The organism is Clostridium yunnanense, assembly GCF_016595795.1.
In the GTDB taxonomy this organism is placed as follows: Bacteria; Bacillota; Clostridia; order Clostridiales; family Clostridiaceae; genus Clostridium_AR; species Clostridium_AR yunnanense.
Genome location: NZ_JAENHN010000027.1, coordinates 29,596 through 46,539, shown reverse-complemented (window position 1 = coordinate 46,539; position 16,944 = coordinate 29,596). Strand labels below are relative to the sequence as shown.

20 protein-coding genes are annotated in these 16,944 nt (G+C 30.6%); 3 read left to right on the top strand and 17 right to left on the bottom strand.

Translation table 11 applies throughout. The annotated features are described in order from the left end of the window. Position 1 precedes the first annotated feature (1 nt). Positions 2–469 carry an NUDIX domain-containing protein gene (locus JHL18_RS08815; protein ID WP_207752996.1) on the bottom strand — a complete coding sequence of 156 codons (468 nt, stop codon included), beginning with the start codon at positions 467–469 and terminating at the stop codon, positions 2–4. Positions 470–911: 442 nt separating this feature from the next. Here JHL18_RS08815 and JHL18_RS08810 point away from each other — a divergent pair, with 442 nt between their 5' ends. After that, the gene (locus JHL18_RS08810) at positions 912–1,253 is read left to right on the top strand and encodes a hypothetical protein (protein WP_200268259.1); all 342 of its coding nucleotides are present in this window, start codon (positions 912–914) and stop codon (positions 1,251–1,253) included. A gap of 88 nt (positions 1,254–1,341) precedes the next feature. Here the strand turns inward: JHL18_RS08810 and JHL18_RS08805 are convergent, their stop codons facing one another. From JHL18_RS08805 to JHL18_RS08745, 13 genes are all read right to left on the bottom strand, one after another. Continuing rightward, positions 1,342–1,746 (bottom strand): GNAT family N-acetyltransferase, encoded by a 405-nt coding sequence (locus tag JHL18_RS08805; RefSeq protein ID WP_200268258.1) that lies wholly within the window; start codon positions 1,744–1,746, stop codon positions 1,342–1,344. Between the two features lie 10 nt (positions 1,747–1,756). Continuing rightward, positions 1,757–1,897 (bottom strand): SDR family NAD(P)-dependent oxidoreductase, encoded by a 141-nt coding sequence (locus JHL18_RS08800; protein WP_200268257.1) that lies wholly within the window; start codon positions 1,895–1,897, stop codon positions 1,757–1,759. A 251-nt stretch (positions 1,898–2,148) separates the two neighbouring features. Then, a complete protein-coding gene (locus JHL18_RS08795; RefSeq protein ID WP_200268256.1) occupies positions 2,149–2,895 on the bottom strand; it encodes a nucleoside phosphorylase in 747 nt (248 codons plus the stop codon). An 86-nt stretch (positions 2,896–2,981) separates the two neighbouring features. Further along, positions 2,982–3,605, bottom strand: coding sequence for a response regulator transcription factor (locus JHL18_RS08790; protein ID WP_200268255.1), 624 nt, complete (start codon positions 3,603–3,605; stop codon positions 2,982–2,984). Continuing rightward, positions 3,606–4,685 (bottom strand): sensor histidine kinase, encoded by a 1,080-nt coding sequence (locus JHL18_RS08785; RefSeq protein WP_200268254.1) that lies wholly within the window; start codon positions 4,683–4,685, stop codon positions 3,606–3,608. It abuts the gene before it with no gap. Positions 4,686–4,831: 146 nt separating this feature from the next. Next, complete coding sequence (locus tag JHL18_RS08780; RefSeq protein WP_200268252.1) at positions 4,832–6,382, bottom strand: hypothetical protein; 1,551 nt, start codon at positions 6,380–6,382, stop codon at positions 4,832–4,834. Further along, positions 6,351–7,097: an ABC transporter ATP-binding protein gene (locus tag JHL18_RS08775; RefSeq protein ID WP_200268250.1), complete on the bottom strand. Its 747-nt coding sequence runs from the start codon at positions 7,095–7,097 to the stop codon at positions 6,351–6,353. Before JHL18_RS08775 ends, JHL18_RS08780 begins: the two co-directional genes overlap by 32 nt. A gap of 581 nt (positions 7,098–7,678) precedes the next feature. After that, positions 7,679–8,788 carry an ABC transporter permease gene (locus JHL18_RS08770; protein ID WP_200268248.1) on the bottom strand — a complete coding sequence of 370 codons (1,110 nt, stop codon included), beginning with the start codon at positions 8,786–8,788 and terminating at the stop codon, positions 7,679–7,681. Then, positions 8,785–9,945, bottom strand: a complete 1,161-nt coding sequence (locus tag JHL18_RS08765; protein ID WP_200268246.1) for an ABC transporter permease — start codon at positions 9,943–9,945, stop codon at positions 8,785–8,787. Before JHL18_RS08765 ends, JHL18_RS08770 begins: the two co-directional genes overlap by 4 nt. Before the next feature lie 9 nt (positions 9,946–9,954). Continuing rightward, complete coding sequence (locus tag JHL18_RS08760) at positions 9,955–10,887, bottom strand: ABC transporter ATP-binding protein (protein WP_200268244.1); 933 nt, start codon at positions 10,885–10,887, stop codon at positions 9,955–9,957. 320 nt (positions 10,888–11,207) lie between these two features. Beyond that, positions 11,208–11,780: a non-canonical purine NTP pyrophosphatase gene (locus JHL18_RS08755; RefSeq protein WP_200268242.1), complete on the bottom strand. Its 573-nt coding sequence runs from the start codon at positions 11,778–11,780 to the stop codon at positions 11,208–11,210. A 117-nt stretch (positions 11,781–11,897) separates the two neighbouring features. Next, entirely contained in the window at positions 11,898–12,170 is a 273-nt protein-coding gene (locus JHL18_RS08750) for a hypothetical protein (protein ID WP_200268240.1), read from the bottom strand. Between the two features lie 214 nt (positions 12,171–12,384). After that, positions 12,385–12,546, bottom strand: a complete 162-nt coding sequence (locus tag JHL18_RS08745) for a polynucleotide phosphorylase (RefSeq protein ID WP_200268238.1) — start codon at positions 12,544–12,546, stop codon at positions 12,385–12,387. Between the two features lie 540 nt (positions 12,547–13,086). Here JHL18_RS08745 and JHL18_RS08740 point away from each other — a divergent pair. Both JHL18_RS08740 and JHL18_RS08735 read left to right on the top strand, forming a co-directional pair. Next, positions 13,087–13,476 carry an RrF2 family transcriptional regulator gene (locus JHL18_RS08740; RefSeq protein ID WP_200268236.1) on the top strand — a complete coding sequence of 130 codons (390 nt, stop codon included), beginning with the start codon at positions 13,087–13,089 and terminating at the stop codon, positions 13,474–13,476. Positions 13,477–13,663: 187 nt separating this feature from the next. After that, complete coding sequence (locus JHL18_RS08735; RefSeq protein ID WP_200268234.1) at positions 13,664–15,031, top strand: MATE family efflux transporter; 1,368 nt, start codon at positions 13,664–13,666, stop codon at positions 15,029–15,031. Positions 15,032–15,271: 240 nt separating this feature from the next. Here the strand turns inward: JHL18_RS08735 and JHL18_RS08730 are convergent, their stop codons facing one another. The 3 genes from JHL18_RS08730 to JHL18_RS08720 form a co-directional block, all read right to left on the bottom strand. Continuing rightward, positions 15,272–15,640, bottom strand: coding sequence for a cyclic-phosphate processing receiver domain-containing protein (locus tag JHL18_RS08730; RefSeq protein ID WP_200268232.1), 369 nt, complete (start codon positions 15,638–15,640; stop codon positions 15,272–15,274). A gap of 99 nt (positions 15,641–15,739) precedes the next feature. Beyond that, a complete protein-coding gene (locus JHL18_RS08725; RefSeq protein WP_200268230.1) occupies positions 15,740–16,120 on the bottom strand; it encodes a nuclear transport factor 2 family protein in 381 nt (126 codons plus the stop codon). Between the two features lie 49 nt (positions 16,121–16,169). After that, the gene (locus JHL18_RS08720; RefSeq protein ID WP_200268228.1) at positions 16,170–16,862 is read right to left on the bottom strand and encodes a tyrosine-protein phosphatase; all 693 of its coding nucleotides are present in this window, start codon (positions 16,860–16,862) and stop codon (positions 16,170–16,172) included. Between the last annotated feature and the right edge of the window lie 82 nt (positions 16,863–16,944).

Sequence of the window (16,944 nt, the reverse complement as noted above, 5' to 3'; positions counted from 1 at the left end):
TTTAAAACACATCCCCTAAATATAATGGAGATATAACATTACCATGTTCATCAAAAACTCTTTTCAAAGCCTCAGGATACACTGTCTTCTCCTTAAGCTCTTCGTGCTTTAACCACTCAATCCCTATCTGATCAGGGTCCATATTAGTAGCTTTTGATAAATCAAGTGGTGTTTTTAATGCACAAAAGAACATACATTCAATTCTATGTATTTCAGAATGCAAGTCAGCAAACTTATGGTTTTTCCCAATATACTCGCTAACAAGTGCAACGTCCCTTACTTCTACTTCTGCTCCAAGTTCCTCCAGGCATTCTCTTTTTAGCGCCTCTGCATATGTTTCTCCAGCTACTTGTCCACCTCCAGGCAAAACATAATATATAATTCCAGTTCTCTTTGAAAGATATTTTACAAATAGTATTTTACTATCTTCAACTATTATGGCTTTGGCAGTATTTCTTAACTTTATCAAAGTTCACCCTTCTCTCTAAGACATATATTCCACTATATAAGATGAATAATAATCAGCAAAACTAATATCTCTATTAATTATTAATCCTTTAGAAATCCCTTCTTCAAGAAATTTTATTACATAGTTGTATATTACATCGCATATAAAGAAAAATCCTGCTATAACTATACACCTTCTTGATTCAATATTTATTAATCACTATCATATATCCTTAATACTCTAAGCATCAGTAACTTCATTATTTAAGTTTTAAAGACAATTATACCATATTTCTCAAAGAAGATGCCTACATTAAAATTAAATTAAGCTTATAAACCATGTCACCTAGAGTATAAGAAGCAGTATATAATAAATGTAAAATTATTGCAATCAGGCAGTTATATCCTGTATAATTAAACGAATTATAGAATTTTAAGAACTGAAAGAAATAAGGGGATAAAAAATGAAATTCAGAAAAAAGGTAACACTCATTATTTGTTCAATTGTTCTGTTTATTCCACTTTTGCTTACCTATAGACTTATTACTTTGCCTACATACATAGACGTCAACGGAACAATTACCTATAAAAATAATGTTTATGTAGCCAAGGATTTTAACTTTACTGATACTGATAGCGTAGGTAAAGTTATAGGTATTGCAATAAATGAAGATAGAAAAAGGACGCTTATCGATTCACTCTTAGGTACTTCCATCCGTGAATTTAAAAATGATAAAGAACATAAACGTATTTATGTCAGATGGCTAATGGGTCCTGATGCGGTTTATGAAAGAGTTTCGAAGTGATTTTTATCCAACATAATATTGTTTAAATATGAATTAAGGGAACCTTAACTAGTTCCCTTAAATTATTGTATATTGTTTTTAGTAAATTCTATCTAATATATCCTACCATGTTCATATCCTCTAACTTTTTAAACTTGAAGGATTGATAAAACTTATTATCTACCATGTCTTCTATATCTGTTACAACCATAAACATTCTTACCTTTGAGTATTTCTCCATTATTGTTTTAAAGAGGTATGTACCAATCCCATGCTTTTGATACTCTGGTTCAACAATTAAATCTTGTACCACCAAAATATGTTCTCCATCTCCAACACATCTAATAAAGCCAATTAGCTTATGCTCATCAAAGGCCCCCATGGTATATAAGGAATTATCAAATGCTCTTATTAACTTTTCATCATCTTTCAAATATGCATTCCAAGATTCCTTTTTGTAGATATCTTTTATAGATTCAAGCATGGATGAATCAATTTCTTTATAATTAATCATTAATTTAGTCCTAACCTTTTAAAGCTGCAAGCTTTTCTTTATTTCTAGCTACATCCCAGACTTCGTCTACTTCTTCTTCAATCAATATCTTTGTAAATTCTTTCCCAATACCACCACTAGCTCCAGTAACAATTGCAATTCTCTTTTCCATACATTTCCCCCCCTTATAAATATCTTGTATAGATATACCACTTCTAAAAAACTCAATTTCACTCTTTATTTATACATTTATCTAATTATATACCATACATCTGTAAATATTCAAATATACGGAAAACCGGAACACCAATAAAGGCACCCTCTTCAATGTAAAGATAAAAAAGCTGTATAAACACTACATCAAATAGCATTTATACAGCTCTTTATATTTTTCAAAAACAACTTATTTCCATAAATCAGATTTTATATTTTTATAGAACCTATAATCATATCAATTATCTTACCTATTGACTTATTTATTTCATTACCGTTCCATCCTAAACTCCATCCATTTTCATTAAGTATATCTGTAACTATATAAATGGCAGATGACTTACATTGCCTATATTTAGCTATTGTAAAAAGACCTACACCTTCCATTTCTACACACAAAGCGCCTTTTGAACGATAATCTAAAACCTGTCCCCATGTTTCTCGATACCCAGCATCAGTAGTCCAATGTTTTCCTCTCTTTACTTCAACTAAGCTATTGTTCAATAAACACTCTAATTCATCCGTCAATGTTTTAGATGTTTCTATAAAATCATGATTAAATCCATAAAGTCTTGCAACAGCAGTATCATTATACGCTCCATCCGTAACAATAACTTCACCTATATTTATATTAGGTTGTAAACCTCCTGCTAATCCTACATGTATCAACTCTTTAACCCCACCCGCAATTAAATCTTCTGCTTGTATAGCTATTCCTGGTGAGCACATTTTTCCTTTTACAAACCCAATATCTGGATTATCATTAAATACATATAGCTTTCCTCCTAAAGGATACTTATAAGTTCCACATTCTCTCTCAAGCATAGCATCATATATATCATCAGCTAATAAAAAAACTCTTTTAGGAATTTTGATATTATCTATATCAAACCCAGCGTTTTTTAACTCGATTCGTACTAAGTCTTTTGGTTCTGTCATTACATAATTTCTATCCATCCTCTTACCTCTACAAAATTAGAATTCATTTTTTAATAACTTTTAAACCTCATGATTAGTGGGTATCCTAATAGATCCCTCTACCCCTAAAAATTCTTCAAATAAAATATAGCCAATTGAGTCCTATCTCTAAGGCTCAGTTTTTCTAGAATATTGGTTATATAATTTCTCACTGTTCCTTCGCCCAAGAAAAGCTTTTCTGCTATTTCCTTGTTGGACATCCCTTCCGCGATTAAAGCTAAGGTCTCAAACTCTCTTTCAGACAGACCAAAGCTTGAAGGTTTATTTTTCTTTTCTTCCTTAAGCATACCTGTGATTGAGTTAATTATATCTTTTTCAAACACTGCATTTCCTTTGAACACAGTCCTAAGACTATCAATAATGCTATCTGAAGATTGATTTTTTAGTATGTAGCCTTCAGCTCCATTAAGTATTGCCTCTCTTATATATTCATCATCTTTAAAGGTAGTAAGCATTACTACTTTTATATGTTGAAAGCTTTCTTTTATAAGCTTTGTTCCGAGAACTCCATCCATTACAGGCATACGTATGTCCATAAGTACAATGTCTGGCTGCTCTGCCTTACAAAGCTCAAAGGCTTCCATACCATTTTTTGCTGTACCTATTACCTCCATGTCTGTTTCGAGATCTATAAGCAACTTTAAGCTATCCCTTATTAAGCCATCATCATCAACTATTATTACCTTCATTTAATTCTCCCCCTTATCTTTTTCAAGTGGAATTACATAAAGTATTATAAAACCATTTTCTCCTCTGAAGGATACAGTACCTCCAAGATTTTTGATCCTTTCTCTTATACCCATTAGACCAAAGCCCTCTTTAAGGCTTGCACATCCTTCTCCATTATCTTTTATATATACTCTTGCAGACTTATCCATAACGTCAATTTTAATATCTATTGCGGTTGCCTTAGAATACTTATAAGCATTTGTTAGTGCTTCTTTAATATCTGAACTTATAGTTTCAAGAACATTTGCCGGAAGACTTTTGAAATCTCCTGAATGCTTAAAGTTCACTGTGCAGTAATTGAAATTGTTGATAATGCTTTCAATATATTCAAGCCCCAGTGGATTGCTTGGCCTAATGTTATGAACTGTATTTCTCATAACATCTAAAGAATCAGACAAGCGTACGATTGAGTCCTGAAGAAGACTATCAGATTTTTCCTCATCCCTAGTTTTAAGTTTTTGCACCACCTGAAGCTGAAGCAAAATACCTGCAAGGCTATGTCCCACGGTGTCATGAATCTCCCTTGCAATCCTATTTCTCTCTCTGATTTCTGCGATATAAGCAGCCTCTTTAGCTGAGTTTAACAGTTTGTGCTTTGCAGCTTCAAGCTCATACCTATATCTTCTTTCATTATCATAAGTTTCTTTAAAAGAACTTATATTATCCCTAAACTTTAAAGTAAGATTTCCAACTATAAAAGCCATAAATATTAGGGTTAAAACTTCAATACTACTATTAATTCCTGAAAAATAAATAGCGAGCAATGGTATTGGCAAAGCAAAGTACTTAAAATCTTTACTTCCTGCATCATATGCAATGAGGGAATATAGAAAGGTAAAATTAGAACTGTATGAACATCCAAAAGTTATAACTATAGCTTCTACTATAAGAATCTGCCAAGTTACCTTGTATTTATGCTTAAATATATTGATAGCAGCTATGGAAAGAAACAGTGAAACCTCAAGTGCCGATGCACTTCCTTGAATTATAAACTTTCCTATCACTGCTGCAAAAATTAATATCCTAATTAAGTACCCCATATTCCTCACCTTTTTAAGCTCTCTTTTTATTTATATTGATGTATTTATTTTAAAGCCAATTGTATAATAAGACAACTTTTTAAATAGTTCCCATTTGCTATCGCCAAATAAGTTTATCCAATAATCTTCTCGTACCTGTATTCCTCCTACCTCATTTTAATCATTATCTTTCTAAAACTATGAAGAGAATAAAATACCATAGCAAAAACTATGCAAATTGTGGGTATATATTTCATCCACTTACCATGAAGTATCAAACTATCCAGAATAATAACCACAAGTGGTATAAGTGTTAATATAAAATATGGTTTCACAATTTTTATAACACGCTCAATGGTTACTAACTCCTTAATATCCATCCACTTTAACTCCATACTGCTAACATCCAACTCAATCTGAATTATTGTAATTCCAACCAAATATATTATTAAAATAACTTCATTTAAAACAAAACTTATAAGACTTGGAGATACTAAAAATAATAGTAAGTTTGTGCTAACGAATGGAAAAATATTGCTCAATATACCAACAGAAATTTTTGAAAGTAAAATATCCTTAATTTCTACTGGATATACCTTAAATTGATTTAAAGCTCTGCCCTCTCTAGAAAATGATGTAATCATTGTGAAATTAGCAATTTGTAAGCTTAAAAACCATAAAATTATAAGAAGAGCCATCATCCTCTCAATTATAGGTTGAATTGAGAGGATTTGCTTTCTAAAGGCTATTAGTAAAATCGCACTAAATAGCGAACTGAAAGCATTAAAAGTAATGCAATTAAATCTAAGTGCTGGTATTCTCATTAACAGCTTAATATCTCTTATTATATTTGAAATAATAATATTTTTAGGTTTAAATTCATATAAATTAGATTCTAACTCCACTTCTTTAGACCTTCTTGAATTAAACAAATCACCTTTCATAATAGTAGAGTAAACTTCGCCAAGAAAGTAAACAGCAAGTCCTACAATAACAATTATTGATAATGTTATTAAAAGCTCTATCCCCAGTGGTTTATCTAAATTTGATCCCAAAAAGGTGTATGTTATTAGATTTCCTACACTGATATGATTGTTTATAGCGTCTTTTATAAGAAAATAGGTAAGCACTCCTACCACTAAGTCAATCACAAGCAACCACTTGTTGCTTTTATGATTACTTATAGGGTTTCTAATCACTGCAGTAACCCAGAATATAGTCAAGGTTATCAAGGTAAAATATGCCGTAGGTACAGCAGTTATAATGATCTGAAACAAGATTACATGCAAATAATAATAAGCACTAACATGAGCTAAAAAGCCGTAGCTAAATAAAAATACTAACGCAAATATGGAAATTATACTGTTTGCCAAACAGCATAGAATACACTTAGATAACAGCAGCTCCCCAGGTTTTATAGGATATATCATCATTTCTTTCCAATCACTTGCTAAATAGAAGGTAGTAATTACTTCCTTAAAGATCCATAGAGCACTAATAATTAACTCCACATTAATTATTAGCTTGAAAACTAATATATCACTATTACTTGAATGAAGCATGTTGAATGATTTTACAAATGAAGCCTCCATACAAGCAATACAAAAAATCACAAAAGCTACTACATTTATTATTTTCTTTCCTCTTTTTTCTTCTCCAAGATTTATATTTAATTTACTTCTTATACTAGTTCTTACTAGAGATATTATCTGCTCCATTTTCAAATACCTCCATGTAGATTTTCTCCAAGGTGTATCCATTCCTAAATCTATCTTTTAGATCACTTAGTTCTCCAAAAAAGATATTTTTTCCTTTTTTAATTAGAATGACTTCATCGCAAAGATTTTCTACAATCTCTAAAATGTGAGATGATAGAAGTACTATATTTCCTTTGCTTGCGTACTCTCTCATAAACATTTTTAGCTCATATGCTGTTTGAGGATCTAACCCATTAAATGGTTCATCCAATATCCAAAACTTAGGGCTATGAATTAAAGATGCTATTATCATTATTTTTTGTTTCATTCCCTTAGAAAACTTGTCCATCCTTGTATTTAAATGATCTAATATATCAAATCTTTTACTTAAGCTTAATATTTGTTTTCTTCTTTCATCCTCTGAAACCTTGTACATATCAGCAACAAAATTTAAATACTCTATAGCTTTTAAACTTAAGAACTTATTTTCATCATCTGAAACATAGCCAATTTGTTTTTTTATCTCCATAGGTTTATCTTTTATTGAGCTGCCATTTATTATGATACTTCCCTCAGATGGGTCAATAATTCCAATCAGCATGCTTATTGTTGTAGTCTTTCCTGCACCATTGGGACCTATGAGCCCAACTATACTTCCATCTTTTATTTCAATATTCAGCTTATCTACAGCAGTAAAATCCTTATATTTCTTTGATACATTTTCAATACAAATCATACTTTTCTAATATCCTTTCATCATTTAAAATTTATTTGTGCTCTAATTTAGATGCAAATGTTGTAATATAATAGAGTATTTTTTAATAGCTAGAGATATAATCTGTATAAGTTTCAATCTATAAAAACTTTTTAAATCTTCTGCAATATCCCATTCCACTTACATCATTGTAATTATTTTACTTATCTATGTTGAATTTGTCTAATTTAAATAATCATGAATATGCTTAAGAATATTGTTAAAGTTAAATATTTATAAGAATTATGCTATACAAACCACTGAAAACAACTGATTTTTTGCTTATTTGCCTTTTTTTAAGTATAAGTTGTTTCAGATAGTTAGTTTCCATTTTTCTACTGTGCAGTTATAGAGGCTTCTATAAACTATAAAAAAGCATAAAATCACCTTATGTTTTATTTCAAACAAGCTGAAAACTAAAACACAGAGGTAAATTTATGCCTAAATTTATTTCATCTAAAATCTGATCTTTTCCATTGTATAATCCAGTTAAGTCTATCATGCTTTGCTGCAACAATTGACTATAAGCTAACCCTTACATCAATTATTAGAATAAAGTTTCATTAAACATTTTCTGAGTATACCTTCCCCCAGGAGGAGATCATGAAAAATACTATTGTGAATAATGAAAGTACTCCCAGTTCCATAGCTATAGATGTTATTGAGGAAGAAGTAAGTATTTTATCTATACCATCTGTAAGCCAATATGCTGGCGTAAATTTTCCTATTGTAAGGAGCACATCAGGCATAAATTCCTTTGGCCAGAAAAGACCACCTAGCATTGCTATTAGAGTTGTAACAAGCATTCCTAAAGCCCCAGCCTGTTTAATATTTCTTGAAATGCTTCCTATAGCAAGGGATAATGCAACACAATTAGCAGCATAAAGTGCGAATATAAGAAACATATTTATTTCTGATGCTCCAAGCTGAACCTTATATACCCTTGTCATAAATTGAAAAGCAATATCTACTTGTAAAAGTAACACAAATAAAAAGCTTAAAATATTTTGCAGCATATAGCTTAAGTTTTTTAGAGGTGAAGCAAACATACGTATATAGGTATTATTTTTCTTGTCCTCAAGGATAATATTAGTTGAGAAGGTTGCAAGTAAAAGCATAGTATACCCTAATAGTCCTAACGCAATCTTTTCTTTTTGACCATCTCCACCATTATCTCCAATAATAATCTTCTCGGTGTTAAGTTTACCATTCTCATAGTCCTTCATTGAGGAGTAGAATAGTTCTTTATTTCCTTTTGTACTGTTAGAAATATTCTTAGCAGCACTAATATAATCTTCTATATATAACTTAACTGAAGAAGCTATGTTTACCTCGTCAACTCTGTAGGTTTTAAGCTTCACATCCTTGCCGTTTAACATATCTTCCGTAAAACCTTTATCTATCACAATTCCATAGGCTAGGGATTTATTCATAATAGATGTTTTCATAATATCCTCGGACATAATTTCTACATCACTTTTTCCTTGAAGCCCTTTTATAAAGCTCTGAGTAAACTCTGTATTATCCTTATCTACAATTCCTACATTTACACTGATTCCATTAGTGCCTAAATAAAAAGCAATAATTATAAAAACTATTGGTGCTCCAAATATTATCACTCTATTTAATCTTCTTTTAAATATCCTTTTTAAATTTGTAATGAAGATTGTCATCTTACTCTCCTCCTTTCCACTGTGATAAAACCTATAAATAACAACGCTGCAGCCGCCCAAAGCATTGCTATATATCCAAAAGTATTAAAGAAATGAATATTTACACTGTATTTATTTGAATATATTACGTTGAACAATGCAGCTTGAGGATAAAAGTTTGGAGAAAGATGCATAAATACTGATTCACCTAAATCCCTAGTCAAAAGCACCGCATACCCTCCAGCTCCGAAAGTAAAAACATTGTTTAAGATATTTAATATTCCTGAAGCTTTGCTTCCATTACCCACAACCATAGCTACAAACATCCCAAATACAGTAGAAAACACTGCAGCACTTATTACAATAATTGCTATCATTCCAAAGTTGTTTCCCCAGTTTACTTTATAGACAAGTTTACTGAAGACTATGATAATAGCTGCCTTGATAAATATATCAAACACACAACCTAGTATCTTTCCTATTAACCTTTCATAAGACTTTATAGGGGTTGCCTTGATTCTCACCGACACATCATAAAAATAATCCTCTGAAATCACATCACCAGCAAAGCCTGCAGAACTCATTATTGCTAGAACAAGCATGGCTACGGCGTAATAATCTATACCTCTTGGAGAATTTCCTTCAGTAGAAAGAATACTTTCATCTACTGCCTTGTACCTAGTATAACTAAGGCTGCTACTTGAATTAAGCTTAGCTATTGCCATTATTGTATTTCCACCAGAATTATAGGCATCCACTATATTTTCAACTATTGTATTTTTAAAATCAGCATATTTTGTATTGTAAATTTTAATAGCAGATTCTTTTCCAGCTTCTAATTTTTCCGAATAATCCTGTGGCACAACTAAAAGAGAAACTGCTTTTTTATCATTAACTAACTTTTCTCCTTCTTCTATTGAAGTTACCACTTTAACATTAAGTATTTCCTTAATCTCATCATTTTCAAGGAACCTTTCAAACTCTTTCCCTAAAGTGCCACTATCAACATTAAGATAACATATATCAAGTTTATCTAACTCTGAACTCTGAAAACGGCTATTTAGAGCAGTTCCAAGTATCATAATCATTAGAATAGGCATCAAAATAGAACTGAGTAATGCTTTCTTGTCCCTTAAATTCCGCTTGATAGTATTTAAAGCTATATAGAATATATTCATGACTTCCTCCTAATCTCTTAACTTTCTTCCAGTGAGGGTTAAGAATACCCCTTCAAGACTTGGTTTATCAACATCTATCCCTACTATTTCACTACTTGAATTGTTAATTGAATCTATTATCCTGCTTAAGTTTTTACTGCCCTTTTGAGATATAACAGTAAGCTTTCTATCATCAAGTACGCAGTCTATAACCCCTGATATTCTCTTAATCTGTTCAACCATTGTATAATTGATGTTTGAAAGTGTAACAGTTACCTTTTCTTCTACATCTATAAGTGACTTTAGCTCATCTTTAGTTCCCTTTGCTATGACCTTTCCATGATCCATGATAGTTATATCAGAGCACAGCTCCTCTATTTCCTCCATATAGTGTGAAGTATAAATTACTGTAGATCCACTTTCATTGAGCTTTCTAACTGAATCTAGTATGTGATTTCTTGACTGTGGATCTATTCCTACAGTAGGTTCATCCATTATTATAAGCTTTGGTTTATGAACTATGGCACAAGCTATATTAAGTCTTCTTTGCATACCTCCAGAGTACTTGCCTGGATAATCCTTTTTTCTATCTAAAAGACCTGTGAATTCTAAAGCTTCCTCTACCCTTGACTTTAATACATTACCCCTCAGTCCATAAAGCCTGCCAAAAAACTCTACATTTTCATAAGCTTTAAGATCGTTAAAAAGAGCAATGTTTTGAGGAACTATCCCAATATTCCTCTTAATCACCATCTCATCCTTATCTAAACTTTTTCCAAAGATTTTTACCTCTCCACTATCTATTTTGCTTAGTCCCAAAATAGTGTTTATAGTTGTAGTCTTCCCTGCCCCGTTTGGTCCAAGAAGCCCAAATATCTCTCCTTCTTTTATTGATAGACTCAAATTATCTACTGCTATAAAATCCTTATATCTTTTAACAAGATTCTTAATCTCAACAATCATCTTTTAATACCTCCAACCGTATTTTCTAATCTTATAATACGTTAATAGATGCAATGAAAATAGTGAGTTATATTACTTTCGGATATGACAAATGTCATTTTGGACAAAAAAAGCTTACTGAAGCGTCTTTCTTCAATAAGCTTTTTTACGCATCTGCCTTTCCCAATATATGAGGAAAATTTGACAGGCAAATAAGTTTCGTTTTTACTATACGACCTAAAAATTCATTTTAAATGTTTGAAATTACTAGGTTTATCTATCGTTAGAAATTCATATTTTCTTGTACAGTAAAAAAAGACACCTAAGTGTCTTGCTAGTTTTTATAAGCCTCTTATATTTTCCAAAATGTACTTTTTAAACTTACTCATTATCTCACCATTACTCCAATATGAAATCATCGCTTCTTCAGGTATATCAGAAATAGGAACATCAAACCCTTCAGGAATAAAAACTTTTTCTATTGAAGTACCAGGATTGTAACTTGCCACATTTGCTAATCTTCCACGATATGTTCCAGTGAAAACCATTGGATCTAATTCTGGATGACAATATGCTAAGCAATCTTGAATAATTATAGTTCTATCATTCTTATCTTTTACTAAATTAACAAAATCATCAGCTGAGAACCATTCATTCGCATACTTGATGAAAGGCCCTGGAAAACCGTTTAAAGCCTCTATATAAAAACCACAATCTGTTACGATAACTGGTTTATTTATTTCTTTACTTGCCCAGCGGGCTGAGTACATTGCCACTTCTTGTACGCTTTTACTCTGAATTTCCGGGGTATCCATCTTCATTTGCATGACATTTATTTCTGTATTAGCAAATGTCTTTCGAGCAACATCAAATTTAACACTGTTCCCTGTAACATAAATTAATGTATTATCCACTTATATACTCCTTTTATATGTATTTTATAGCCTTACTCAAAACTTCCGTGGCTTTAGTTGTCCTTTCTTGTTGGCTAGACATAAATATACTTTATATTTAATTGCTTTAAAAATATTTTATTCAATCAAATCTGTTTTAAATGTTAAAATTCTTATAATTACACAGATTAACAGAACTAGATCCACCCATATAGATATATCCTTCTTTTCATTTAAAAATATGTAGCTTCCACCATAATACAAGAAGGCCACATGTAGCACTGTCATTGCTATATATAGATATATTTTTTTATAATTCTTCTTATAAATCTTTTTAATTAATTTAATAATCAGATCTACCCCAGAAGCCAAAACTATGCAAAATATAATAAAAATCATGCTACTGTTCACTATATCACCTCTTAATGGATAAACCTTAATATTATCACTGTATATCCAATATATAACAAAAAGACTTGCAAAAAAAGACCTTTATTGATCTTTTTTCATAAATTACTGTTTGTTAATCATATTGAAATTGCCTAGGAAAATTTAAACCTAAGACTAGTCAATAGTTAAATGTTATTTAACTTTTTTTCAATAAAAAAAGACACCTAAGTGTCTTTTAGCTTTTAAACTTCTCTTCCTTTTCCATAACCATGAAATAGAAATCAGTCCCAAATTCTTCGTTAAATTTTAGTTCTACTTCTCTCAAACGGCTAACTTGTTCGCCTTGCATATTTGCATATTCCATAGGCTTAAGCTTTTCTAGATATTGCTGGTCCATATAAAAACCTCCCTTGTGATTTAATATGGGGAAATTATAGTTCTATGGGAATTGGTTTTCAAGGGGGATATGAGGATTTTGAATCCAAACTCAAAGTGACTTTCATCCATTTAATTAATATTTTCCCACCATTAACTTTTTTAATAAGGTTTATATAAAGAGTAGTGTTGATGATCAAGATTGTTTCTTATATTAATTATCTATCTTAGCCATTATTAACTTAAAATGCAATTGTATTTGATTTCTAGGTAAGAAAAAGTTGTCTATAGTCTTACTTTAATTGAACGTTTGCAGAAAATTGCGCTGAAGGTGTTCATTAGATATAACTATAAAGAAGCCTTGTATTATATATTAAATAAATGTTGTTACAGCTATATAAGAGGACAAGCCATATAAGTGGACAAGTTATAAACTACCAACATTTATTTAATACATAAGCTGATAGAATAAAAAAAACATATTGTATTGACAGTTAGAAAGTTTTCTTATATATTAAGAGATAATTAGAGTCCACAATATCTTCGAAGGATGTGTATCTTAATGAAATATACAAAAGCTACTGATTATGCATTACATACTATAGTATTTATGATTCAACAATCTCCAAAGGAAAATTTGAGCAAATATACTTTGGCCGAACATTTTAATGTATCTGTAACCTACCTTTCAAAAATAATGACTCAACTTGTAAAAGCAGGAATCATAGAGTCTGTATCAGGAGTAAATGGTGGATATATTCTACGTAAAAAAGCTGAGGAAATATCCTTCTATGATGTTATTATTGCTATCGAAGGAACTTCAGCATTATTTGAATGTGGTGTCCACAATGAGCCTAAATGCCCTATTCAACAAGTTATGTCCGAAGCAGAAAGTAACATGGAACACTTTTTGAAGAGTAAGAAATTATATAATTTAGTACATAAGGAATAATATTAAACTGTTGTTTAGTATTTATTCTGCAACAATTGAAGATATAAAATATCTTTAATATATCCATAATATTTTTTATTTTAGCTAAGAGAAATTGTTTATCCCTTATTCATAAAAAATATTTAACATTTGTTTTATATAAATAAGAGATATAGAGTATCTCTAATGTACTTAAAGGAGCTTTCATATGAACCGATTAAACGAACTTGATAGTTTACCAATTAATAAATTACTTTTAAAATACTCAATCCCATCAGTGTTAAGCTTGATTATATCTTCAATGTATATAATAATTGATCGTATTTTTATTGGTAATATTTCTGGAATAGGTCCAATAGCCTTAGTTGGGATTGGAATGACTATCCCAATAACTACTATTTTATTGTCCCTTTCAGCTTTAATTGCAGTTGGAGCAGCCACAAATATATCTATTAGTTTAGGACAAGGCAATAAAGAACAAGCAAATGCTATGTTAAATAACGCTATTACTATGTCTTTTATCATAGGAGTTTTATTCACAGTTTTATATTTCCTTTTTCAAAATCCAATATTACAGTTTTTTAGGATAAGTGGTGAAGCTTTACCTTATGCCAAAGATTTTATAAATATCATTATAATAGGTTCTATTTTCAGCATTCAAAACTTTTTATTTCCAAATTTAATTCGTGCTGAAGGAAACCCAAAGTTTGCAGCAATACTTACTGTTATGGGATGTATACTTAATATTTTCTTGGATGTAATTTTTATAAACATCTTGAACTTTGGAATAAAAGGAGCTGCAACAGCCACTGTTATATCTCAATTTATCACAGTAATCATTGGGTTCTTCTATTTTACTAAAGGAAAGTCTTCTCTTCATTTTTCAAAAAATGAACTGATACCTAAACTTTCTATTATTAAACCAATGATTTTGATAGGAGCTGTTCCATTCCTTAATCAGATGGCCGTAAGTTTATCACAAATTTTTAGCAATTACTCATTGAATCTTTATGGAGGACAAATGTATATTGGGGCAATGGCTGTAATTTCATCTGTGATATCTTTTCCATTGATGCTAGCTAACGGAATAGGTCAAGCAAACCAAACTATAGTTGGTTATAACTATGCTAAAGGCCAATATGACAGAGCATTTAAAACATTTATTTTATCAATAGTCTACAGCTTTATTATTTTATTAATTGGAACCATATTTATTGAGATTTTCCCAGTTTTCTTTATTAAACTATTTACAAAAGATCCTACTTTCATGGATATAACTACTAAAGGAATAAAACTATATTCTATGCTTATACCACTATCATCAATATGTATAATTTCTGGAGGACTTTTCATGGTCACTAGAAAAGTTAAGACTGCTATTATGTTTCTACTTTCAAGACAATGTATCATATTTCCAGTAGTGCTGTATTTCTTACCAAAACTTATGGGAACCTCTGGGCTTTGGCTGTCACAATCAATAGCAGATCTTTTAAGTGCTTTCATAATAATTATTCTTTTCTTAAAGAATTATAAACATCTGCTTACATCGGTACCTGGATTTACAAAACCAATTTAGCAACTAAAAAAAGGAGAATCAAATTTACTTGAATTTGATTTTCCTTTTTTTGTTTTGTTAGTGTTAGAGCTTTTATATAAAAGCTCGTTTAATTAATAAATAAAATTCCTGCAAAAACTTGGAACAAAAATATTTTCTATTAAGGGTACAGACATAAAAGAAGCGATTGTGGTAAATTACAATAATGAATATCGTAAAGCTACAACTCAACATTAAGTTTGAAAAAAATCAATTCTTTCGCTATATAGTATATTTATTTTCAGTTATAGGATAATGAAATATTTCAATACTAGAATCAATAAACCCTCTTCTCTGAGCACCAATTAATGTATGATACATATTTTCTCTTCCAACAGCATTATCTGTATGAAGGTATATCTTATTTGCTCTCAAGCCATTTTCGCAAAAATATTTCACTAATTCATATCCACTTTTTCTAAGATTGCCTTGATTATCTTCACCCATGTCATGATCTAATGAAAGAATATTAACCTCATAATTTTCTAGGTAATATATAGCTTCTTCAATAGTTCTAGCTATAATAAACCCGAGTGGGCAATCTCTTAAATCATCTACATAAAGATTGATTATTTTTTTATTACTATCCATAATTAACACCTTTTTTACACTATATTTAAATCCTCATCAACTCTTATCATTATAATGAACCAATCTAAACATTGCCTTCTTTTATAAAGCAAGCTTTAATTATTTTATAGCTTTCCCAATTTTCTTATCTTGTCTCCACTGAGGAGCAGCGCCATCATCACCCCAATATTCATCTAGACTCACTATCTTTTCTCCACTAAACTTAAAAAATGAAGTTGCGTGAACCGATACACTTTTATCTGCAAGCCACACTCTTGTAACTGAGATAACTAAATCATCTATTATTTCAATTCTCTCTACCTCTCCACACCATTTGCCTGGGTATTCACAATTTGCAATTATGTATTCTTCAGGAGTAAAACTTTCGTTAGTATTATGCCAATTAATTATTGCATTTGACTGAAAATAAGTTTGAATCTTTGTAGGATTTTGTTCAATGACAGTTTCCCAAAAATTCAATACTCTTTTCTTAATATCCATATACATTGCCCCTTTTGATCTGATTTAATTTATCATTAATCTTACTATATTAAACCCCAACTAACTTTTCTTTTAACTTCATTACCTCACTATCCTCTAAACCAATCTTCGAAAAATACTCCTCAACTGAATTATATTTATCAAAGAACATGTCCAAAAACTTTTCCATGTGCTCCATTTTAGGAGTGATGATATTTATATCTACATTCCTATTGGTTTTACAATACTGCTGTAACATAGAGTTTAAGTATACTTGCGAGATCTGATAATCAACCAAAATATCTGTTTTGGAAACGCCTGCTAAGAGAAGTAATAACGCTGAAATTACACCTGTTCTGTCTTTGCCAGCAGTGCAATGATATAGAACTCCACCTTTAGCTTTTGAAAATATTCTTAGGGTATTTAATATAGTCTTTTGCTCGTCCACGATTTCAAAATACGAAAGAGGAACTTCTTCAACACTTGCAGGTAAATATCCATCTCCATAGATTTTTGAATGATAATATTCAAAATCATTATGATCTTTCAAAGCACAAGGTTTGTTTTCAGTCTCCTCATCACTTCTTAGATCAACAATTGTTGTTATATTGTTTGATAATAGCAGTTGTATATCCTCTTCAGATAGCTTATGTGGCACATCACTACGAATAAAAGTCTTATATGCTGTTGCCCTTCCATTATCTATTGGATACCCACCTAAATCACGGGTATTAAGTGTATTGCTTAATAAAAATCTACGCATAAATTCACTTCCTTAAATTATCTATTCTTTAATAATATTTTTTCAAAATATCCATATAGCGGCTCTCTTACTTTCATATAGT